General features: G+C 63.2%; 17 protein-coding genes. 11 read left to right on the forward strand and 6 right to left on the reverse strand.

Annotation, left to right across the window (positions count from 1 at the left end; all coding sequences use genetic code 11):
* The first annotated feature begins 111 nt into the window (after window positions 1–111).
* Window positions 112–1,620: an MFS transporter gene (locus tag ABH945_RS19490; protein ID WP_074770498.1), complete on the forward strand. Its 1,509-nt coding sequence runs from the start codon at window positions 112–114 to the stop codon at window positions 1,618–1,620.
* Between the two features lie 111 nt (window positions 1,621–1,731).
* Here the strand turns inward: ABH945_RS19490 and kdgD are convergent, their stop codons facing one another.
* From kdgD to ABH945_RS19505, 3 genes are all read right to left on the reverse strand, one after another.
* Window positions 1,732–2,649 (reverse strand): 5-dehydro-4-deoxyglucarate dehydratase, encoded by a 918-nt coding sequence (kdgD, locus tag ABH945_RS19495; protein WP_074768106.1) that lies wholly within the window; start codon window positions 2,647–2,649, stop codon window positions 1,732–1,734.
* 100 nt (window positions 2,650–2,749) lie between these two features.
* Window positions 2,750–4,102: a glucarate dehydratase gene (gene gudD / locus ABH945_RS19500; RefSeq protein ID WP_074770499.1), complete on the reverse strand. Its 1,353-nt coding sequence runs from the start codon at window positions 4,100–4,102 to the stop codon at window positions 2,750–2,752.
* Between the two features lie 151 nt (window positions 4,103–4,253).
* The gene (locus tag ABH945_RS19505; protein WP_074770500.1) at window positions 4,254–5,597 is read right to left on the reverse strand and encodes an MFS transporter; all 1,344 of its coding nucleotides are present in this window, start codon (window positions 5,595–5,597) and stop codon (window positions 4,254–4,256) included.
* Window positions 5,598–6,077: 480 nt separating this feature from the next.
* Here ABH945_RS19505 and ABH945_RS19510 point away from each other — a divergent pair, with 480 nt between their 5' ends.
* From ABH945_RS19510 to ABH945_RS19530, 5 genes are all read left to right on the forward strand, one after another.
* A complete protein-coding gene (locus ABH945_RS19510; RefSeq protein WP_074770501.1) occupies window positions 6,078–6,788 on the forward strand; it encodes a FadR/GntR family transcriptional regulator in 711 nt (236 codons plus the stop codon).
* Between the two features lie 329 nt (window positions 6,789–7,117).
* A complete protein-coding gene (locus tag ABH945_RS19515) occupies window positions 7,118–7,864 on the forward strand; it encodes an SDR family oxidoreductase (protein ID WP_429251601.1) in 747 nt (248 codons plus the stop codon).
* A 78-nt stretch (window positions 7,865–7,942) separates the two neighbouring features.
* A complete protein-coding gene (locus ABH945_RS19520) occupies window positions 7,943–9,064 on the forward strand; it encodes a Gfo/Idh/MocA family protein (protein ID WP_429251602.1) in 1,122 nt (373 codons plus the stop codon).
* A gap of 131 nt (window positions 9,065–9,195) precedes the next feature.
* A complete protein-coding gene (locus ABH945_RS19525) occupies window positions 9,196–9,780 on the forward strand; it encodes a TetR/AcrR family transcriptional regulator (RefSeq protein ID WP_074771223.1) in 585 nt (194 codons plus the stop codon).
* Window positions 9,781–9,795: 15 nt separating this feature from the next.
* Window positions 9,796–10,827 carry a LysR family transcriptional regulator gene (locus tag ABH945_RS19530; RefSeq protein ID WP_429251603.1) on the forward strand — a complete coding sequence of 344 codons (1,032 nt, stop codon included), beginning with the start codon at window positions 9,796–9,798 and terminating at the stop codon, window positions 10,825–10,827.
* Here ABH945_RS19530 and ABH945_RS19535 read toward each other — a convergent pair.
* Both ABH945_RS19535 and ABH945_RS19540 read right to left on the reverse strand, forming a co-directional pair.
* Window positions 10,824–11,993, reverse strand: coding sequence for an alkene reductase (locus ABH945_RS19535; RefSeq protein ID WP_429251604.1), 1,170 nt, complete (start codon window positions 11,991–11,993; stop codon window positions 10,824–10,826). The two genes, ABH945_RS19530 and ABH945_RS19535, sit on opposite strands and share 4 nt — an antisense overlap.
* A gap of 238 nt (window positions 11,994–12,231) precedes the next feature.
* The gene (locus ABH945_RS19540) at window positions 12,232–13,491 is read right to left on the reverse strand and encodes an MFS transporter (RefSeq protein WP_429251605.1); all 1,260 of its coding nucleotides are present in this window, start codon (window positions 13,489–13,491) and stop codon (window positions 12,232–12,234) included.
* A 238-nt stretch (window positions 13,492–13,729) separates the two neighbouring features.
* Here ABH945_RS19540 and ABH945_RS19545 point away from each other — a divergent pair, with 238 nt between their 5' ends.
* The 5 genes from ABH945_RS19545 (at window position 13,730) to ABH945_RS19565 (ending at window position 18,055) form a co-directional block, all read left to right on the forward strand.
* Window positions 13,730–14,650, forward strand: a complete 921-nt coding sequence (locus ABH945_RS19545; RefSeq protein WP_429251606.1) for a LysR family transcriptional regulator — start codon at window positions 13,730–13,732, stop codon at window positions 14,648–14,650.
* Window positions 14,651–14,872: 222 nt separating this feature from the next.
* A complete protein-coding gene (locus ABH945_RS19550; RefSeq protein WP_074770508.1) occupies window positions 14,873–16,375 on the forward strand; it encodes a DASS family sodium-coupled anion symporter in 1,503 nt (500 codons plus the stop codon).
* 42 nt (window positions 16,376–16,417) lie between these two features.
* A complete protein-coding gene (locus tag ABH945_RS19555; protein ID WP_429251607.1) occupies window positions 16,418–17,239 on the forward strand; it encodes an alpha/beta fold hydrolase in 822 nt (273 codons plus the stop codon).
* A gap of 421 nt (window positions 17,240–17,660) precedes the next feature.
* Entirely contained in the window at window positions 17,661–17,891 is a 231-nt protein-coding gene (locus ABH945_RS19560) for a hypothetical protein (RefSeq protein ID WP_074770510.1), read from the forward strand.
* A complete protein-coding gene (locus ABH945_RS19565) occupies window positions 17,891–18,055 on the forward strand; it encodes a hypothetical protein (RefSeq protein ID WP_429251608.1) in 165 nt (54 codons plus the stop codon). Before ABH945_RS19560 ends, ABH945_RS19565 begins: the two co-directional genes overlap by 1 nt.
* Before the next feature lie 5 nt (window positions 18,056–18,060).
* On the opposite strand, the gene ABH945_RS19570 is transcribed toward ABH945_RS19565, so the two are convergent.
* Window positions 18,061–20,289, reverse strand: a complete 2,229-nt coding sequence (locus ABH945_RS19570; RefSeq protein ID WP_429251609.1) for an NADP-dependent isocitrate dehydrogenase — start codon at window positions 20,287–20,289, stop codon at window positions 18,061–18,063.
* Between the last annotated feature and the right edge of the window lie 64 nt (window positions 20,290–20,353).

The raw sequence follows: 20,353 nt of genomic DNA on the forward strand, positions 1-20,353 counted from the left end.
GCCCCTTCCACGCCGCGCAGTGCCCAACCTGAACCGCCCCCGGCCCGCTCCGTGAACTCGACCCCGACCAGCTCTACGACCGCCCTTCCGTTTCGAAACGCCCTGTTCGCGATGCTCGGCATCGGCCTCGTCAACATGCTGGTCGCGCTCGACCAGACCGTGGTCAGCACCGCATTGCCGTCGATCGTCGCCGAACTGCACGGCTTCGAGTACTACGCATGGATCGCCAGCGCGTACCTGCTGGCGTCGGTCGTGACGGTGCCGGTGTTCGGGCGTCTCGGCGACTACTTCGGCCGCAAGCGCTTCGTGATTGCCGCAGTGATCGTGTTCACAGTGGCCTCCGTGCTTTGCGGCGTCGCCAACGACATGCTGTTTCTGGTGATCGCGCGCGGCTTGCAGGGCGTCGGCGGCGGGATGATGGTCGGCACCGCGTTCGCGTCGATTCCCGATCTGTTCCCCGATCCGCGCGCGCGGGTTCGCTGGCAGGTGGTGATGGCCGCCGCGTACGGCATCGGCACGGCCGCCGGTCCGTCGCTCGGCGGCTGGATGAGCGAGCACTGGGGCTGGCGCTCGACTTTCCTGATCAACCTGCCGGTCGGCGCGGCGGCGCTGTACTTCATCTGGGCGCATCTGCCGGCTTTCCGTCGCCCGCATGACGGCGAGGTGAAGATCGACTGGCTCGGCGCGGCGCTGGTCGCCGGTGTGCTCGGCGGCTTGCAGGCGTTTATCGAAGGTGTGCCCAAACATGGCCTGACCGTGGGCATGCTCATCCTCGGGGTATGCGTGATTGCGGGCACCGTCGCGTTGCTGATCTGCGAGAAGCGCGCCACGCATCCCATCATCCCGCTCGATCTGTTCAAAGACCCGCAACTCGTCACGCTGTTCACGCTCGGCATGCTGTCCGGCTTCACGATGTTTTCGCTGATCTTCTTCGCGCCGTTGCTGTTGCAGGGCGGCTTCGGCTTGTCGCCGCAACAGGCCGGGTTGCTCGCCACGCCGATTGCCGCATGCATCGCGCTCGGCAGCCTGCTGAATACGCGCATTGTGGTTCACATGAAGAAGCCCACGCAGATTCTGTCGATCGGCTTCGTGCTGTTGCTGTTCGCATCGATCGGCATCGCGTTCGCGAATCCCGATACGCCGACCTTCCGGATCGAATTGCCGATGGCGGCGGTCGGCATCGGCCTCGGCTTCATCCTCAACAATCTGAACGTGTTCGCCCAGGAGATTGCCGGCCGCGAGCGCTTCGGCATCACGACCGCGTTGCTGCAATCCACGCGGATGGTGGGCGGCATGCTCGGCACGAGCATCGTCGCGACTGTCGTGTCGCATCACTACAGCAACGTCGTCACGCGGACGATGAGCGTGCTCGGCGAGCCGGCGGCATCGCAATGGCGGCCGCGTTTTGTCGACCTGCGCATTCTTATCGACGACGCTTCGCGCACGCAGTTGATCGCGGACATGAAAACATCAGGGCTGGACACGTTGGCACTGATCGATTCCGCACGCGATGCGCTGGTGCAGTCGATTCATATCGGCGTGTGGCTGACTGCGGTGGCTTCGCTGGTCGCTGCGTTGCTGGTGCAACGTATCTCGCATGTGGTGTTTCGCAAGAGCTAGCCACAACATCCGCTCGAATAAAAAACGCCCGGCGACACAATTGTCCCGGGCGTTTTTTCATGGTCTTCAAATTCGCACGGCCGCGATGTTGCCGCGACCGTGGCGGCTGCATTACTGCGCGCCGAGCTTCTTGATCAGCACGTCGAGCATGCCCATTTCTTCTTCGGTCAGATCGGTCAGCGGTGCGCGGACCGGGCCTGCGTCGTGGCCGACCAGCTTCGCGCCAGCCTTGACGATGCTGACTGCGTAGCCAGCACGGCGGTTGCGGATCTTCAGGTACGGCAGGAAGAAGTCGTCGATCAGCTTGCCGACCGTTGCGTGGTCGTCGGCGGCAATCGCGCGGTAGAAGTCCATCGCCGTCTTCGGGATGAAGTTGAACACTGCCGACGAGTACACCGGCACGCCCAGCGCCTTGTATGCCGCTGCGTAGACTTCCGCGGTCGGCAGGCCGCCGAGGTACGAGAAACGGTCGCCCAGACGGCGGCGGATCGTCACCATGTTTTCGATCTCGCCCACGCCGTCCTTGAAGCCGATCAGGTTCGGGCAGCGTTCTGCCAGACCTTCGAGCATGTCCGCGTTGAGCTTCGAATTGGCGCGGTTGTAGATGATCACGCCCATGTTCGGCACGGCTTTACACACTTCTTCAGCGTGCGCGGCGATACCTTCCTGGCAGGCTTCGGTCAGGTAATGCGGCATCAGCAGAATGCCGTTGGCGCCGTGACGCTCGGCTTCCTTCGCGTAGTCGATCGCGACGCGCGTCGGGCCGCCTGCACCCGCCAGGATCGGCACCTTGCCCTTGCAGACTTCGGTGGCGGTCTTCACGACCTTCGAGTAATCGTCATGCGTGAGCGAGAAGAATTCGCCCGTGCCGCCCGCGACGAACAGCGCCGATGCGCCGTACGGAGCGAGCCAGTCGAGGCGCTCAGCGTACGTGTCGGCGCGGAAGTTGCCTTGTGCGTCGAAGTCGGTGACGGGGAAGGACAGCAGACCTTCCGAAACGATTGCTTTGAGTTCTTGAGGTGTAGTCATGGCGTGAATCGTGTGAAATGCGTGAATGGCTTCGGGGTTGGGCGGCACGATGCAGCTTGGCGTGCCGCCGCCCGGATCGTCGAAATCAGCGTCGACAGTCTTAGCGCACGAGGCACGGGCGCTTGTTGTCGAACTTCCAGTTCGGAATCAGGTATTGCATCGCGACGCCGTCGTCGCGCGCACCGAGGCCGTGTTGCTGATACAGCGCGTGCGCCTTCTCGAGTTCGTCCATATCGAGTTCGACACCGAGGCCGGACTTTTCCGGAACCTTCACCTTGCCGCCGACGATCTGCAACGGATCACGCGTCAAACGCTGGCCGTCCTGCCAGATCCAGTGCGTATCGATCGCGGTGATCTTGCCGGGAGCCGCAGCCGCGACGTGCGTGAACATCGCGAGCGAGATATCGAAGTGGTTGTTCGAATGCGAACCCCAGGTCAAGCCCCACTCGTTGCACATCTGCGCGACGCGCACCGAGCCTTGCATCGTCCAGAAGTGCGGATCGGCCAGCGGAATGTCGACCGATTGCAACTGGATCGCGTGACCCATCTGACGCCAGTCGGTCGCGATCATGTTGGTCGCCGTCGGCAAACCGGTTGCGCGGCGGAATTCGGCCATCACTTCGCGGCCCGAATAGCCGTTTTCGGCGCCACACGGGTCTTCCGCGTAGGCCAGCACGTCGTGCTGGTCGCGGCACAGGCGCACCGCTTCGGCCAGCGACCATGCGCCGTTCGGGTCGAGCGTGACGCGCGCGTCCGGGAAGCGTTCGGCGAGCGCGGTGACCGCTTCGATTTCGGCGTCGCCGGGCAGCACGCCGCCCTTCAGCTTGAAGTCGTTGAAACCGTAGCGCGCCTGCGCGGCTTCGGCGAGACGCACGACCGCTTCCGGCGTCATCGCTTCTTCGGTGCGCACGCGATCCCAGTCATCGCGGCCATCGGCGCCGCTCGCGTACGGCAGGTCGGTCTTCTTGCGATCGCCGATGTAGAACAGGTAGCCGAGCATTTCGACTTCGTCGCGTTGCTGGCCTTCGCCGAGCAGCGCCGCAACCGGCACGCCGAGGTGCTGGCCGAGCAGATCGAGCAGCGCGGCTTCGAGCGCGGTGACCGCGTGGATGGTGGTGCGCAGATCGAAGGTTTGCAGACCGCGGCCGCCAGCGTCACGATCGGCGAACTGGGTGCGCGCCTTGTTCAGGATGGCTTGCAGATTGCCGATCGACTGACCGACGACGAACGGCCGCGCGTCGTCGATCGTCTTGCGGATGCTCTCGCCGCCCGGCACTTCGCCGACGCCGGTGTTGCCCGCGCTGTCGCGCAGGATCACGACGTTGCGCGTGAAGAACGGGCCATGCGCGCCGCTCAGATTCATCAGCATGCTGTCCCGGCCGGCGACGGGCACGACGCGCAGTTCGGTGACGACGGGCGTGGCGTTCTTCGATTCGGAGAGGTTCGATGACATGAGAATAGGTTCTGTAGAGTGAAAAATCCGGTGGGCGAAACGCAGGGCGATATGGTTGCTCGTCGCGTTCGACACCCGCTCCGGGTGGAAATCAGTCAGTGCTTATCGGTCGATTAACGGTAATGAAAAACGGTCGTGAAAATCAGTGTAGTCAATGCGCTTTGCTGTGCAGCGAATCCGGCAGCGCGTTGTTGTCGTTGCCGCTATCGCCGCGACGGTTGCGGGTGAGGAAACCTGCCGCCGCCGCGATCAGCGACGCGACGCCCAATCCGTACAGGCCGCCGGTAATCGAACCGGTGTGCTGCTGCAGATAACCGAAGGTGGCCGGTGCAAAGAAGCCGCCGAGGTTGCCCACCGAATTGATCAGCGCGAGCACGCCGGCCGCGACCCGGGCGTCGAGATAGCCTTGCGGAATCGGCCAGAACAGCGACGAGGCTGCCTTGAAACCGATCGCCGAAAAACAGATCGCCACGAACGACCACACCGGATTGCCCGACGTCGACGCAAACAGTCCGCACGCCGCGATCACCAGCGCCACGGCCATCCACGCCTGCTGGAAGCGCCATTTCGCCGACAGCACCGCGAAGCCGTACATCCCGGCCATCGCGATCAGCCACGGAATCGCGTTGAACATGCCGACCTGGAAATCGGTGAGACCGCCCATCTTGCGGATGATGGTCGGCAACCAGAACGTGGCCGCGTAAATCGTCAACTGGATCGCGAAGTAGAGGAAGCAGAACAGCAGGATTTGCGGGTCCTTCAGCAGCTTCATGGTCGGCAGATGCGCGCCGCCGCGTGCGTCACGCTCGGCCTGCTCCATCGCGATCGACCTTGAGAGCACGGTCTGCTCTTCGCTGGTCAGCCAGTGTGCGTCGCGGATATGCGACTTCAGCAGCATCCAGCTCACCGCGCACAACACGATCGAAAACGCGCCTTCGATCAGGAACATCCACTGCCAGCCTTGCAAACCGAGTCCGCGAATGGACAGCAGCGAACCGGTGATCGGACCGGACAGCACCGACGCGAGCGCCGAGCCCGACAGAAAAACCGCGACCGCCTTGCCACGCTCTTTCTGCGGCAGCCACTGCGTGAAGTAGAAGACCACGCCGGGGAAAAACCCGGCTTCGGCCACGCCGAGCAGAAACCGCAGCACATAGAACGACGTGTCGTTCCACACGAACGCCATCGCGCCCGCCACCAGCCCCCACGTGCCCATGATCCGCGTCAGCCATGCACGCGCGCCGTACTTCTGCATCAACACGTTCGACGGCACTTCGAAAAGCGCATAGCCGATGAAGAACAGTCCGCTTCCCAGGCCGTACGCCGCCGCGCCGATGCCGAGATCCGTCTGCATGTGCGAATTGACGAAGCCGATGTTCACGCGGTCGATGTAGTTGGCGATGAACATGATCAGGAACAGCGGCAACACGTGCCGCTTGACCTTCGATACTGCGGATTCAAGCGGGTCGGCCGCCGGGTTGAGAGCAGAGGTCAAGGTTGTCTCCAGTATCGGCCACGTGGGCGCGTCGGATCGGGTGCAACGCGGCGCGGCTGGTCAGAACTGACTACGTTAGCTCCAGCAATCGTGATACGTTGTCTGACGACAGTCTACTCTTTTTTGAGATCGATTCCAATGTGGTGTTTACCCTGTAAATCACCATGTAATATAGTGTCCGTGCTGCATCACATAACGAAAAATCGACTTTTCATCACGAACTAAGACGTCTGATGACTTAGATTTTATCCTGTCTTCGTTGTGCAGCGGGAAGGCGTGGGTCAATCCATTCCTTTACTGCAATCAGCGCCCTTCACATAGGACTCGGAAAACGTCCTGTGCCATACTTTAAGAGGAGCCGGGCCACGGCATCGCCTGCGATGTCGACCGGAGTCACGATGGCCAGGCCGTTGCGGCCCGTGCCGTCGCCCCTGCAATAACGCGTGCATTCACCGTCGATTAGTCAAACAAGCCACAAAAATGAGCAGCCTAACTGAGAAGGTGGTGGCCACCCTTTCCGATGAAATTCGCCGCGGCGTCCTGAGGCCAGGCGACCGTATCCCCACCGAAGTCGCGATGATGAAGCAGCTCTCCGTGAGCCGCTCCGTGGTTCGCGAAGCGATTTCGCGGCTGCAGGCGGCCAATGTGGTCGAGACGCGTCACGGCATCGGCACTTTCGTGCTGGCGCCCGCGTCCGAAAAGCCGATGCAGTTGCCGACCGCCGATCTGTCCAACATGCTCGACGTGATGGCGATCATCGAATTCCGGATCGATGTCGAGGCCGCGTCGGCCGCGCTCGCCGCGACGCGCCGCACGGAACAGAACCTCAAGCTGATCCGCGCTGCGCTGACGCGCTTCGAGTCCGAACTCGAACGCGGCAGCACGGACACGGTCGCGCACGACATCGAGTTTCATTTGCAGATCGCGCGCGCGAGCGGCAATCGCTATTTCTTCGACGTGCTCAGCCAGTTGGGCCGCGCGGTGAGTCCGCGCACCCGGCTCGGGTCCGCCGAGATCGCGGAACTCGACCATGTCGAACATCTGCGCAATGTGCTGGGCGAGCATCAGACGATTTATCGCGCGATCGAGCGCCAGGATGCCGACGATGCACGTGCGGCGATGCGCATGCATTTGAGCAATAGCCGCGAGAGGCTGCGGCGCGCGCATGAGATGAGTAAAGTTGGCGGGTGAGGTGGCGCGCGCGGCTGGGCGCCGTTATTACCTGGCTACGCGCAGTGGCTACCATCGCCACATAAAAATACAATCGTACTGATTTCCGCCTGATCCACCTTCCGAACCGGTCTGCGCAGCCGGACCGGCTGCCTTTCCCGGCCAATACCGGCTGATTCGCGAGCCACCGCCATAAACGGGCAGCCGGTAATTTCATTGTTCTGCCCGTCCGAATTGTCCATTCGCCCCGGGCTTCTTGATGCGCCCAATACGTTCGTCCATATTCCACACATCGCCTGACGGCGACATTCACTGGTACGCGGACCTTCAATTTCCTCAAGAGACACATCATGAAACTCACAGGCAACACGATCTTCATCACCGGCGGCGGCTCGGGCATCGGCCGGGCACTCGCTGAAGCATTCCATCGACTCGGCAATCAGGTGATCATCGCCGGACGGCGCAAGGCCAATCTCGACGAGACGATTGCCGCCAACCCCGGCATGCAGGCGGTCGAACTCGACATCACCGATCCGCAAAACATCGCTGCGGTCGCGCGCGAGCTGATCGCGAAATATCCGTCGCTGAACGTGCTGATCAACAACGCCGGCATCATGCAGATCGACGACCTCAGCAAGCCCGTCGACGATGCGCTGATCGTCGCCACGCTGACCACCAACCTGATGGGCCCGATCCGCCTCACGGGCGAACTGGTCGAACATCTGCAACAGCAGGACGATGCGACGATCATCAACGTGTCGTCGGTACTCGGCTTCGTGCCGCTGGCGATTTCCGGCGTCTACTCGTCGACCAAGGCCGCGATCCATTCGTACACGCAATCGCTGCGCTACAAGCTCAAGGACACGTCGGTTCGCGTCGTCGAAATCGCGCCGCCGTGGGTGCAGACCGATTTGCTCGACAGCAGGAACGAACCGCGCGCCATGCCGCTCGCGCCGTTCATCGAACAGACCATGCGCGAACTCGGCACCGATGCCGACGAAGCGATCGTCGACATCGCGCGTCCGCTGCGCAACAACGCGGGGCCAAACGAAGCCGCCTTCGTCACGCAATTCAACGACCAGTTCACCGGCGTATAACGTTTGTCGGCGGACCTCGCAGCCGCAACGGATTGCGGTTTGCGAGCCGCCCTGTCGCGCGTCAGCGCGAGGTATCCCATGACTCGAATTTCCCTGACTACCGGCGACGCTCCGATCCGGGTCGGCATCGTCGGCGTCGGCAACTGGGCGCGGCACGGCCATGTGCGCGTGTTGAGCCTGCTGCCGCAATACGAATTGACCGCCGTGTTCAGCCAGCGCCGCGAGGCGGCCGACGAGGTCGCCCAACGTTACGGCTTCAAATACGTCGCCGATTCGCTCGACGACCTCGTCAATCATCCCGAAGTCGATCTGGTGATCGTGCTGACCACCGCGCCGCAACACGCGGAAGGCGTGCGCGCCGCCATCGCGGCCGGCAAGGATGTGTATTGCGAATGGCCGTTGACGCCCAGCGTCGACACTTCGCGAGAGCTGGTCGAACTCGCCCGGCAAAAAAACGTGCGCCATGTAGTCGGCTTGCAGCGGCGGCTCGCGCCGCACAACCGCTACGTCCGCGATCTGCTCGCGCAGGGTTACGTCGGCCGGCTGCGCTCGGTACGCATTCACGTGAGCATGAATTACTTCCAGGCGCTGCGTTCGAACGCATTGCGCTGGACCGTGCCGCCGGAAAACTTCTCCAGCGTGATCGCCATCTACGCCGGCCATTTTCTCGACATGCTGTTCGAAGCGACCGGCTGGCCGCTGTCGATCAGCGCGCTCAGCGTCAATCAGTTCGATCAGGTGACGATCAGGGAAACCGGCGAGGTCTTGCCGACCACGACGCCCGATCAGCTCGTTCTCGCAGGACGTCTCGCGGACGGCGCGGTGGTGTCGGTGCATATCGAAGGCGGCAAGCGCAACGGCTCGGGCGTGCAGATCGACATCACGGGCACCGAAGGCGATTTACGCATCACCAACCGGTCGGCGTTCGGCAATCTCGGCGACGACTACGTGGTGGAAGGTGCACACGGCGATAACCTGCCGCTTGTACCGTTACCGGTGCCCGCTTCGTATGACCGCCTGCCTGAATCCGACCTGCCGTCCGCCGTGCTGGAACTCGCGCAACTCTACGCAGCCTTCGCCGACGACGTCCGCACCGGCAGCCACACGGCGCCGACTTTCGAGCACGCGGTGCGGCTGCATGAGCTGCTCGACGCCGCCGTAGAATCGTCGGAAAGCGGGCGGCATATCGCGCTGGGCTAAAGCGAACACGGCAGAATCAAGCCGCCGCACACCGCCTGCCCGCAACCTCGCCCCGCCTTGTGCATGACACAATGCGGGGCGTTCGCGCAACGCAAACCTCATCGTATGAAAACGCCCACGACATTCCGACCATGCCGAAACCCTCACACAAAGACACGCTGATTACCGAAGGCATGCGTGTCATCCACGAATTCGGCTTCAACGGCGCGAGCGTGCGGGACATCGTGAAGGCGGCGGGCGTGCCGCACGGGTCCTTCACGAACCACTTCGCGTCAAAAGAAGCCTTTGGTCTCGAAGTGATCGATCTGTACGCCGAACGTGCGCGCGGCGACCTGCGCGACACGCTCCTGAACGACGACTTGAAGCCGCTGCATCGTCTGGGCAAATATGTCGATGTGCATATCCGCCTGATCGGCCTGAACGATGCGCGCAACGGCTGCCTGCTCGGCAATTTCGCCGCCGATTCGAGCGACAACGACACCATCCGCGCGCGTCTGAACGAGATCTTCGCCGAACTGGAAAGATGCGTTCTATATTGCCTGGAAGCCGCCGTCGCCGCGCGCGAATTGCGGGCCGACACGAATTGCGAACAACTGGCCACGTTCATCGTTTCGTCGATGCAAGGCGCGTTTCTGCTCGCGCGCACGCAACGCGATCCTGCGCCGGTCGTCAATCTGAAGGAAGTGCTGTTCTCGAAGGTCTTGCAACGCGCCTGAACCCAAGGAGTTCTCATGACGACGCCCGATCGGGCCAGCCGCTCCGCCGTTTCCGCCACCGCGCGGCTCGCGCCGGCGGCGCCTGCTGCAGTCGGCGAAATTGGCGCATCGTCGCCGGGGGCCATGGACCGGTTCGGCTCGCTCAACGTGTTCGTGCGCGCCGCCGAAACCCGCAGCTTCACCGAGGCGGGCCGGCAGTTGGGCATTTCGTCGTCGGCGGTGGGCAAAGCCATCTCGCGGCTCGAAGGACGGCTCGGCGTACGTCTCTTTCATCGCAGCACGCGCAGCATTGCGTTGACACCCGAGGGGGCGATTTTCCTGACGCGGTGTCAGCGGATCATCGGTGAAATCGAGGCTGCCGAAACCGAACTGGCGCTCGCGAATGCCGAGCCGCGCGGACGACTGCGCGTGAGCATGCCCATGGTGAGCACGCTGATGATGCCGGTGATCGGCGCATTCATGATCGCGTACCCGGACATCACGCTAGACATCGATTTCTCCGACCGGATGGTCGACGTGATCGAAGAGGGTTTCGACGTGGCGACCCGCACCGGCGATGTCGCCGATTCCACGCTGATCACGCGCACGATGGGCACGTTCCGGCAGGTGATTGTCGGCTCGCCCGCGTACTTCGCGAGGCGCGGCGTGCCGACCGAACCGGAGCAGTTGCGCGAGCATGCGTGCCTTCAGCATCGCTTTCCGACCACCGGTAAATTGCGGCGCTGGCCGTTGAGCCGCGACGGCGAGACGCTCGATATCGACCTGCCGACCGTGGCGATCGTCACCGCCGTCGAGCCGCTTATCCTGCTCGCGGAACAGGGGCTCGGCCTCGTCTGCGCGCCCGACTTCACCGTGCGCGCGCGGTTGGCCGAAGGTTCGCTCGTGGCGGTGCTGGAGCCGTTTCTGGACAGCCCCAGCGCGTTTCGCGCGCTGTGGCCGTCGGGCCGGCAGATGTCGCCGAAGGCCCGGGTCTTCATCGACTATCTGACCGAACATCTGTTTCCGGCTCAGGCTTCGGCGACGGCGGTTAAGGCGCAGCTGCCTTAAACGATGGCGGCTTCGGCTTCAGCTTCGGCTTCGGCTTCGGCTTCGGCTTCGGCTTCGGCTTCAGCTTCGGCTTCTTCGCGATAGAACGGATAGTCGGTATAGCCGACTTCCGTGCCGCCGAAGAACGTCGGACGGTCGTAGCGGTTGAGCGGCAGCTTCAAACGCAGACGCTCCGGCAAATCCGGATTCGCAATAAAGTCACGGCCGAACGCGACGAGGTCGGCGTCTCCCGCGACAAGAATCGCTTCCGCCGAGTCGCCTTTGAAACCGCCTGCCGCGATGATCGTCCCCGGATAGTGCTTGCGGATCGTCTGCGCGGCGACCGGCGCCTGGTTGCGGCTTTCGTCCTCGACATTGCCCGCGATGCGCGGCTCGATCAGATGCAGATACGCGAGATCGAGCTTCGCGAGTTCCGCCGCGACGTACGTGAACAGCGCGACCGGATCGCTATCGGACATATCGCCCCACGATCCGCTCGGCCCCAGGCGCACCGCCACCTTGTCGCTGCCCCACACGGACATGACCGCGCGGGTCGCTTCCATCAGCAGACGCGCGCGATTTTCGAACGAGCCGCCGTAAGCGTCCGTGCGTTTATTGCTGCCGTCCTGAAGGAACTGGTCGAACAGATAACCGTTCGCGCCGTGCAATTCCACGCCGTCGAAGCCCGCTTTCACGCCGCGTTCGGCGGCGCTGCGGAAACTCTCGACAATCGCGGCGATCTCGTCGGTCTGCAACGCGCGGTTCGGCGTGTTCGGAACCCAGCCGGCTTCCGTATAGGCGACACCGCCGTGCAACACTTCCGATGGCCCCACCGGCTGACCGCCATCGGGCTGCAACTGTGCATTCGACTGACGTCCCGCGTGATAAAGCTGCAGGAAGATGCGGCCGCCCTTCGCATGCACGGCGTCGGTGACTTCGCGCCAGCCGGCGATCTGGCTGTCGTCGTACAGGCCCGGCGCACCGAGATAGCCGTTGCCGTTGGGGGCCGCGATGGTCGCCTCGCCGATCAGCAACGCGCCGGGCGACGTGCGCTGCGCGTAGTACTCGGCCATCAGACGGCCGGGGCGCGCGCCGTCTTCGGCACGCATCCGCGTCAACGGGGCGAGCACGACGCGGTGCGCGAATTCATAAGGTCCTACTTTGACGGTCGTGAAAAGCTTGCTCATGATGGTTTCTCGTCTCTCGAAAGTTATCCGGTGAATGACTGCCGCCAGGCGCGCGATGCGTTCTCCGGCGTTGATGACAATCTATAGGCGCGGCCCGTCGGGAAAAACGGGCCGCGCCTCCGAAGACTTCGGACCGCGTGGTCCGCAATGCGCTGGAAGCCTTCTGGTGCTGCGATGCGCGGCATACAGAGATTGTTGCGATGGCGGAGCCTGAGTGTTTCAACGCGCGCCGCCTCGCCTACTTGCCGAGCGCATCCTTGAGACTCGCGTGACGCGTGCCGAACGTCAGGATCACGAACAGGCTGAGCACGGCGAGAATGCCGCCGAGATGCATCGTCGATGCAATGCCGAGGTGGTCGACCACCGCGCCGCCAGCAAGCGAGCCGAGCGCGATCGAGGTCTGCACCGTGCTGACGAACAGCGACGATCCCGCTTCCGGCCGATCCGGAGAAGTCCATTGCATCCAGATGCTCAGGCTCAGCGGAATTGCGCCGTAGGCGATGCCCCACAGCATCACCGCCGCGATCACCGCAGCAGGCGAGGCGTGCAACATCGGCAACGCGAATAGCGCGAGCGCCAGCAACGCGCCCAACGTCAATAACGACGCCTTCAGATGCCGCGTCACGAGCGCCGAGACCGCGAAATTCGCGCCGAATCCGACGACGCCGAAGCCAAGCAGCACAGCTGTCATCCACGACGCACCGAACGACGCATCGCGTTCGAGAAACGGTGCGATGTACGTATAAGCCGCGAAGTGCGCGCCGAACAGCAAGCCGACCAGCAACAGACTGCGGCGCACGACCGGGCGAGCCAGCATCGCGCGGAAATCGTCGGGACGCATCGCCGCTCTGGGCGGCATCGACGGCAGGAACACGGCCTGCGCCGCCAGCGCGAGCGCGGCGAGCACGGCGGTCGCGAAGAACGACACGCGCCAGGAACTCAGATCGGCGATCAAGGTGCCGAGCGGCACGCCGACCACCGTCGCCAGCGTGATGCCCATGAAGATCGTCGCGCCGGCGCGAGCCGCCTGGTCTTCCCGCACGAGTTGCCCCGACGCGCCGAGCGCGACCGTCCAGAAGCCGCCGAGGCTCGCGCCCAGCAGCGCGCGGCCCGCGAGCATCGCGGCAAAGCCCGGTGCGAGCGCCGACATCACATTCGACGCCAGTAACAGCGCGGCCAGCAGCAACAGGATCAGCCGACGGTTGATCCGCCCCGCCGCCAGAAGCAACGCGGGCGCGGAGATCGCGGCGATCACGCCCGGGGTCGTCACCATCAGCCCGGCGGTGCCCGGCGTCACGCCGAGATCGTGCGCGATCTGCGGCAACAGGCCGACCGGCATGTATTCGGTTGCCACGAACGCGAACGACCCGATCGCGACCGATAAAACCGCCAGCCACGATGGTCCACGTGTGGAGGCATCGAGTGTCGATAAAAGTGCTGCGCCTTCGCCCGCGGCCACCTGTGGCGCGGATGGGCAGGCTAGTTGATTGGCATCCATGGAAATTCTCCGGTTCGAAAAATAAGGAACCGGCGGACCGTCGCACTGCGTTGACGTGACCGCCGGTCAATACGGCTTTCTGAAACGGAGAGTAGAAGGATCGATGGGGAATGTGGCTCCCCATCAACGCGACAGATGGGCCTTGGGGATATCATCGGGACGCGCACCTGCCGCCAGCAACGGCTCGACTCACGCGTTTCCCTCGCTTGGCAGACATCCACCCCGGAGGGCTCCGATTTTGGCGCTCGGCAATATCAACGACATCGCGACTTTCGTCACCGTGGTCAAAGCCGGCAGTTTCACGGCGGCGGCGCAGCAACTCGGACTCACGCGTTCGGCGGTCGGCAAAATCATTGCGCGGCTCGAAGCGCGTTTGCAGGTGCGGCTGTTGCATCGCACTCCGCACAGTCTCGGTCTCACCGACGACGGCTCCGTTTTCTTCGCCCGCTGCACGCAGATTCTGGACGACCTCGAAGAGACCGAAACTGCGATGGTCGTGCGCAGTGCAACGCCGGTCGGCACCTTGCGCCTCAGCCTGCCCATCGGACTAGGGCATCGGCAGGTCCTGCCCGTCATCGAAACGTTTCTCGAACGGTGGCCGGCGGTGTCGGCCGAAGTCAGCTTCACCGACCGCTTCGTCGATCTCGTCGATGAAAGTTTCGACGTTGCGATCCGGGTCGGCGAACCGAAGCCGGACTCGCGGCTGATCGCCCGCACGGTGGCGACGCAACGGCTGATCACCTGCGCGTCGCCCGCTTATCTGGATCGCCGGGGAATACCGGCGACGCCGCCCGATCTGACGCAGCACGAATGCCTTCACTTCGTCAGCGCAGGGCGGCCGCAGCCGTGGCTGTTCAACGGTTTCGAGCAACCGCCGGTGGAAACCGGCGGCAGATTGAGAATGGACAGCGCCGAGGCATTGATCGGCGCTGCCGTGCGCGGCGCGGGCATCGTTACGCTGCCCTCGTATCTGCTCGACGCCGAAATCAGACAGGACCGCTTGCGGCCGTTGCTGCAATCGTTCGCGATGGACGGCCTGCCGATTCGCGCGGTCTATCCGACGCGGCGGCATCTGACGCCGAAGGTGCGTCTCTTCATCGATCACCTCGTTGACGCATGGCAGCCGCTGCCGCCGTGGGAAGACCCGTCGCGCCAATAACAATGCGCGGCGCATGAAAAGCGCACATCTGCCAGGCGTGAGATGAACGCAACGCCCCCCGCAATTGACCCCTACGACGATTCGGTGATCCAATCGTCCGGCGCATCGCCTACGCTTCGTACTTCAGGCGGAAGCCGCCTGAAACGCGGCGGGAAAGCGCACTGAACGACGCAAGCCAGTGAAGCCCCAAGGTCGACCACGGCCAACGACGGAGCGACAAGCATGAGCGCATCGAAACCCGAAGCTCAATCCGGCGCGGCGCCTGCTCCGGCCAAACGCGGTCTGCCCATTGGCCTGATCGCGAGTGTCGTCGCGATGATCGTCGTCCTGTTGCTCCCGTTACCCGCTTCGCTGCCGCCCGCCGGACACCGCATGCTCGCGATTCTCGCGTTCGCCGTGGTCGTCTGGTTGACCGAAGCCGTGTCGTACGAGGCCAGCGCGATCATCATCACGTCGCTGATGGCGTTCCTGATCGGCACCGCGCCCACCATCAAGGACCCGTCCGTTCTATATGGCACGTCGGCGGCGATCAGCATGGCGCTCGCCGGCTTTTCGAATTCGGCGCTCGCGCTGGTCGCGGGCGCGTTGTTCATCTCCGCAGCCATGACGATCACCGGGCTCGACCGGCGCATCGCGCTCGTCACGCTGTCGCTGATCGGCACGACCACGCGGCGCATCCTGATCGGCTCGATTGCGGTGACCATCGTTCTGTCGCTGGTGGTGCCGAGCGCGACCGCGCGCAGCGCCTGCGTCGTGCCGATCATGATCGGCGTGATCTCGGCGTTCGGCGTCGACAAACGCTCGAACATCGCGGCCGGCATCATGATCGTGGTCGCACAGGCCACCAGCATCTGGAACGTCGGCATTCTGACCGCCGCCGCGCAGAATCTGCTGACCGTGGGCTTCATGGACAAGATGCTCGGCGCGCGCGTCACATGGCTCGACTGGCTGATCGCCGGGGCGCCGTGGGCGATCGTGATGTCTGCGGTGCTGCTGGTCGTCGTGCTGAAGATGCTGCCGCCCGAAACAGACAGCATCGCCGGAGGAAAAGAGGCGGTCGCGCGCTCGCTACGGGAGTTGGGTCCGATGACGGGGCCGCAGAAGCGGCTGCTTGCGGTGGCGATCGGCCTGCTGTTTTTCTGGGCCACCGAAGGCAAGCTGCATCCGTTCGACACCACGTCCGTCACTTATGTGGGGCTGGTGATCCTGATGCTGCCGCGCGTCGGCGTGATGGACTGGAAGACGGTGCAAAACCGCATTCCGTGGGGAACGGTGATCGTGTTCGGGGTCGGCATCAGTCTCGGCACCGCGCTGCTGACGACCACGGCCGGGCAGTGGCTCGGCGATCTCGTCGCGCATCACAGCGGCCTCGATCACGCGAGCGCGTTCACCGCGTTTGCGATTTTGTCGGCGTTCCTGATCGTCATCCATTTGGGGTTTGCCAGCGCGACCGCGTTGACCTCCGCGATGCTGCCGATCCTGATCGCCGTGCTGCAATCGATGCAAGGTGAGTTCAACCGGCTCGGCATGACAATGCTGCTCGGCTATGTGGTCAGCTTCGGCTTCGTGCTGCCGATCAACGCGCCGCAAAACATGGTCTGCCTCGCCACGGACACCTTCACCGCGCGCCAGTTCTCGCGCGTCGGCATCGTGATGACGATCGTCGGATATCTGCTGCTTCTGCTATTCGCCGCGACGTGGTGGCGCTGGCTGGGGTGGCTGTGAACGCCGACTACAAAACCTGAGAGCCTGCAAAGGAGACTGCCCATGGAATCCGCCAAGCAATCCAGCGACGACGACACCCTCGAAAACTTCGATGCAAGCGGCGCGGCGCCGCTGCCCGAAGCGAATGACAGCGGCCATGTCGAGCACGACGCCGCACGCATCTGGTACGCGGCCTACGGCGCGGGTGCACCGGTGATCCTGCTGCATGGCGGCCTCGGCAATAGCGGCAACTGGGGCTACCAGGTGCCGGCGCTGGTGGACGCAGGTTACCGGGTGATCGCGATCGACAGCCGCGGCCACGGCCGCAGCACGCGCGACGCCCGTCCGTACAGCTACGAGTTGATGGCGTCCGACGTACTCGCCGTGATGGACGCGCTACAGATAGAGCGCGCCGCAATGGTCGGCTGGAGCGACGGCGCGTGCGTCGCGCTGATTCTCGGCGCGAGCGCGCCCGAGCGCGTGGCAGGGGTGTTCTACTTCGGCTGCAACATGGACCCGGGCGGCACGAAGGAATTCGTGCTGACGCCGGTCATCGAGCGATGTTTCAGCCGGCATACGAAAGACTACCGCCTGCTCTCAGCGACGCCGGATGACTTCGACGCCTTCGTCGCCGCCGTCAGCCACATGCAGAAAACGCAGCCCAATTACTCCGCCGACGATCTCGCGCGGATCGACGTGCCGGTCGTGGTGGCGCAGAGCGAGCACGACGAATTCATCAAACCGGAGCACGCCGAGCACATCGCCCGCAGCATTCCGGGGGCGCAGTTGGTCGCGCTGCCCGGCGTTAGCCACTTCGCGCCACTGCAAAGGCCGGCGCTGTTCAATCGCACGGTGCTCGATTTTCTGCGGCGTGTTGTCCCCTGATAGGTGGTGAGTTGCCGGGTGGCTCTCGCTTGAGTGAGCCGCCCCACTGCGTCACATCGACGCCCGTCTGCGGCAAAACCGCGCGCTGGACCTCCAAAATTTCACGATGTGATAAGAACGCGCGCTTCGTAAAAAATCGTGGTGCGTGGCACAAACGCGGCATTTCACGATGTCGCCTAGCGTTGCACATCGCGAAACGAATCTCATAACTCGTTATTTTTTAACGATATTTTTTTGCAAAACGAAGCTTTCAACACCCACTTGCACCGCCGGACGCTGACGTAGACTCTTTTACAAGAGCCGACGCTTTACACGGTTGAGTCGAACGGAACGGCAGCAACAGCGCCTGACTGGTCCCACAACCTGGGCAACAGGCAGCCTCGGCACCGCGGTTTTTAAATGGCAATTGGGAGATAGAAAAATGAAAGGCTTTCGCTTTGGATCGACCCAGGGAGCGTTCTACATTTTGCCGGGCCAGGATGGTTGGGAGGCCACTTACGGCAATGAGACGCTTGGTGAATTCAACAGCCCGCAACAGGCTGCCGACGACCTCGCACGCGGTTTGACGTGCCCGCATTTGTCGGAAGGCGACGATACGTCGATGCTTGAAATCCCCGAGAAGCTCGCGGATTGGGAAATCGTTCACGTCTGATGCTGATGGCGAGCACGACGGCTGGCCTCATCGATGTGAATCTGTACGCAGATGGAAAAACGACGATGGCGCTCGAGAGCGCCATCGTCGTGTTGACTGCTTACGTCAGTGCGAATTACGTCGCGGCTTCAGTCGCAGTTGTTGCCAGCTTGAGCTTCGCCTGAGCTTGTTAAGCTACCGAATCAACGATCTGATTCAGCGTTGCGCTCGGGCGCATTGCCTTGCTCGTCAATTCCGTGTTCGGACGGTAGTAACCGCCGATATCCACCGGCTTGCCCTGCGCTGCGCCGAGTTCAGCGACGACCTTCGCTTCGTTCTCAGCCATGGCCTTCGCCACGCCCGCGAACTGCGCCTGCAGCGCCGCGTCTTCGGTTTGCGCGGCCAGTGCTTCGGCCCAGTACAGCGCGAGGTAGAAGTGGCTGCCGCGATTGTCGATACCGCCAATCTTGCGCGCCGGCGACTTGTCGTTGTCGAGGAACTTGCCCGTAGCCTGATCCAGCGTCCTGGCCAGAATCTGCGCCTTCGGATTGTGGTACGCGTTGCTCAGGTGTTCGAGCGATGCAGCCAGCGCCAGGAATTCACCCAGCGAGTCCCAACGCAGGAAACCTTCTTCGACCAGTTGCTGAACGTGCTTCGGAGCCGAACCGCCCGCGCCCGTTTCGAACAGACCGCCGCCTTCCATCAGCGGGACGATGGAGAGCATCTTCGCGCTGGTGCCGAGTTCCATGATCGGGAACAGGTCGGTCAGGTAGTCGCGCAGCACGTTGCCGGTGACCGAAATCGTGTCCTTGCCTGCACGGATACGTTCGACCGAGAACTTCGTGGCTTCGACCGGCGTCAGGACACGGATGTCGAGACCGTTCGTGTCGTGGTTCTTCAGGTACTGCTCGACCTTCCTGATGATCTGCGCGTCGTGTGCACGAGCCGCGTCCAGCCAGAAAACGGCCGGCGTGTTCGAAGCGCGGGCACGGTTGACGGCCAGCTTGACCCAGTCCTGGATCGGCGCGTCTTTGGTCTGGCACATACGGAAGATGTCGCCTGCTTCGACCGGTTGCTCGATCAGCACCGCGCCGCTTGCGTCGGTCACGCGGACCACGCCGTTCGCCGGGATCTGGAACGTCTTGTCGTGTGAACCGTATTCTTCGGCAGCTTGCGCCATCAGGCCGACGTTCGGCACCGTGCCCATCGTGACCGGGTCGAATGCGCCGTGCTTTTTGCAGTCTTCGATCACAGCCTGGTACACGTCGGCGTAGCAACGGTCCGGAATCACAGCCTTCGCGTCGTGCAGTGCGCCGTCGGCGCCCCACATCTTGCCCGACTCGCGGATCATGGCCGGCATCGACGCGTCGACGATCACGTCGCTCGGCACGTGCAGGCTGGTGATGCCCTTGTCCGAGTTGACCATCGCCAGATGCGGACGCTGCTCGTATTGCGCCTTGATGTCGGCTTCGATTTGAGCAACCGTCTCTGCCGGCAGGTCTTTCAGACGCGCGTACAGATCGCCGATACCGTTGTTCGGGTTGAAGCCGACCTTGGCCAGCGCTTCAGCGTGCTTGGTCAGCACGTCTTTGTAGAACACCGACACCACGTGACCGAAGATGATCGGGTCGGAGACCTTCATCATCGTGGCCTTCAGGTGAACCGAGAACAGCACGCCGTTCGCTTTCGCGTCGGCGATTTCCGCTTCGATGAAGCTGCGCAGCGCGTTCTTGCTCAGCACCGACGCGTCGATGATCTCGCCCGCCTGCACTGCCGTCTTTTCCTTCAGGACCGTCTTCGAGCCGTCGGCGGCCGTCAGTTCGATCTTCACGGCGCCGGCCGCTGCGATCAGCGCCGATTTTTCGCTGCCGTAGAAATCGCCGCCGCTCATGTGCGCGACGTGCGACTTCGAGTCCGCGCTCCACGCGCCCATCTTGTGCGGGTGCTTGCGTGCGTAGTTCTTCACCGACAGCGGCGCGCGGCGATCCGAATTGCCTTCGCGCAGAACCGGGTTCACGGCGCTGCCCTTGATCTTGTCGTAGCGGGCCTTAACGTCCTTTTCTTCGTCGGTCGAGGCGACGTCCGGGTAAGCCGGCAGCTTGTAACCCTGGTCGCGCAGTTCGGCGATCGCGGCCTTCAGTTGCGGCACCGAAGCGCTGATGTTCGGCAGCTTGACGATGTTCGCTTCCGGACGCGTGGTCAGCCCACCCAGTTCAGCCAGATCGTCCGGGCCTTTCTGCTCGGCGGTGAGGTAGTCGGGAAATGCAGCAATGATCCGGCCGGCCAGCGAGATATCGCGCGTTTCAACGATCACGTCGGACGAGCGCGTGAACGCCTTAACGATCGGCAGCAGCGAATAGGTCGCCAGTGCAGGCGCTTCATCGGTCAGGGTGTAGATGATCTTCGGCGATGTGGACATGTTTGATGCTTTGCTAAGTGAGGTGATAGACAGAGCGTTGGTCGCGCTGAGCCGGCGTTCTGCG

Origin of the sequence: Paraburkholderia sp. GAS333 (assembly GCF_050435665.1) — a bacterium.
GTDB lineage: Bacteria > Pseudomonadota > Gammaproteobacteria > Burkholderiales > Burkholderiaceae > Paraburkholderia > Paraburkholderia fungorum_A.

Coding starts and splice junctions, on each gene's coding strand:
- ABH945_RS19525 (WP_074771223.1), top strand. CDS start 9,196: ATGCCGAAACCCTCACACAAAGACACGCTGATTACCGAAGGCATGCGT.
- ABH945_RS19490 (WP_074770498.1), top strand. CDS start 112: ATGCTCGGCATCGGCCTCGTCAACATGCTGGTCGCGCTCGACCAGACC.
- ABH945_RS19520 (WP_429251602.1), top strand. CDS start 7,943: ATGACTCGAATTTCCCTGACTACCGGCGACGCTCCGATCCGGGTCGGC.
- gudD (WP_074770499.1), bottom strand. CDS start 4,102: ATGTCATCGAACCTCTCCGAATCGAAGAACGCCACGCCCGTCGTCACC.
- ABH945_RS19570 (WP_429251609.1), bottom strand. CDS start 20,289: ATGTCCACATCGCCGAAGATCATCTACACCCTGACCGATGAAGCGCCT.
- ABH945_RS19510 (WP_074770501.1), top strand. CDS start 6,078: ATGAGCAGCCTAACTGAGAAGGTGGTGGCCACCCTTTCCGATGAAATT.
- ABH945_RS19540 (WP_429251605.1), bottom strand. CDS start 13,491: ATGGATGCCAATCAACTAGCCTGCCCATCCGCGCCACAGGTGGCCGCG.
- ABH945_RS19535 (WP_429251604.1), bottom strand. CDS start 11,993: ATGAGCAAGCTTTTCACGACCGTCAAAGTAGGACCTTATGAATTCGCG.
- ABH945_RS19515 (WP_429251601.1), top strand. CDS start 7,118: ATGAAACTCACAGGCAACACGATCTTCATCACCGGCGGCGGCTCGGGC.
- ABH945_RS19565 (WP_429251608.1), top strand. CDS start 17,891: ATGCTGATGGCGAGCACGACGGCTGGCCTCATCGATGTGAATCTGTAC.
- ABH945_RS19555 (WP_429251607.1), top strand. CDS start 16,418: ATGGAATCCGCCAAGCAATCCAGCGACGACGACACCCTCGAAAACTTC.
- ABH945_RS19530 (WP_429251603.1), top strand. CDS start 9,796: ATGACGACGCCCGATCGGGCCAGCCGCTCCGCCGTTTCCGCCACCGCG.
- kdgD (WP_074768106.1), bottom strand. CDS start 2,649: ATGACTACACCTCAAGAACTCAAAGCAATCGTTTCGGAAGGTCTGCTG.
- ABH945_RS19550 (WP_074770508.1), top strand. CDS start 14,873: ATGAGCGCATCGAAACCCGAAGCTCAATCCGGCGCGGCGCCTGCTCCG.
- ABH945_RS19560 (WP_074770510.1), top strand. CDS start 17,661: ATGAAAGGCTTTCGCTTTGGATCGACCCAGGGAGCGTTCTACATTTTG.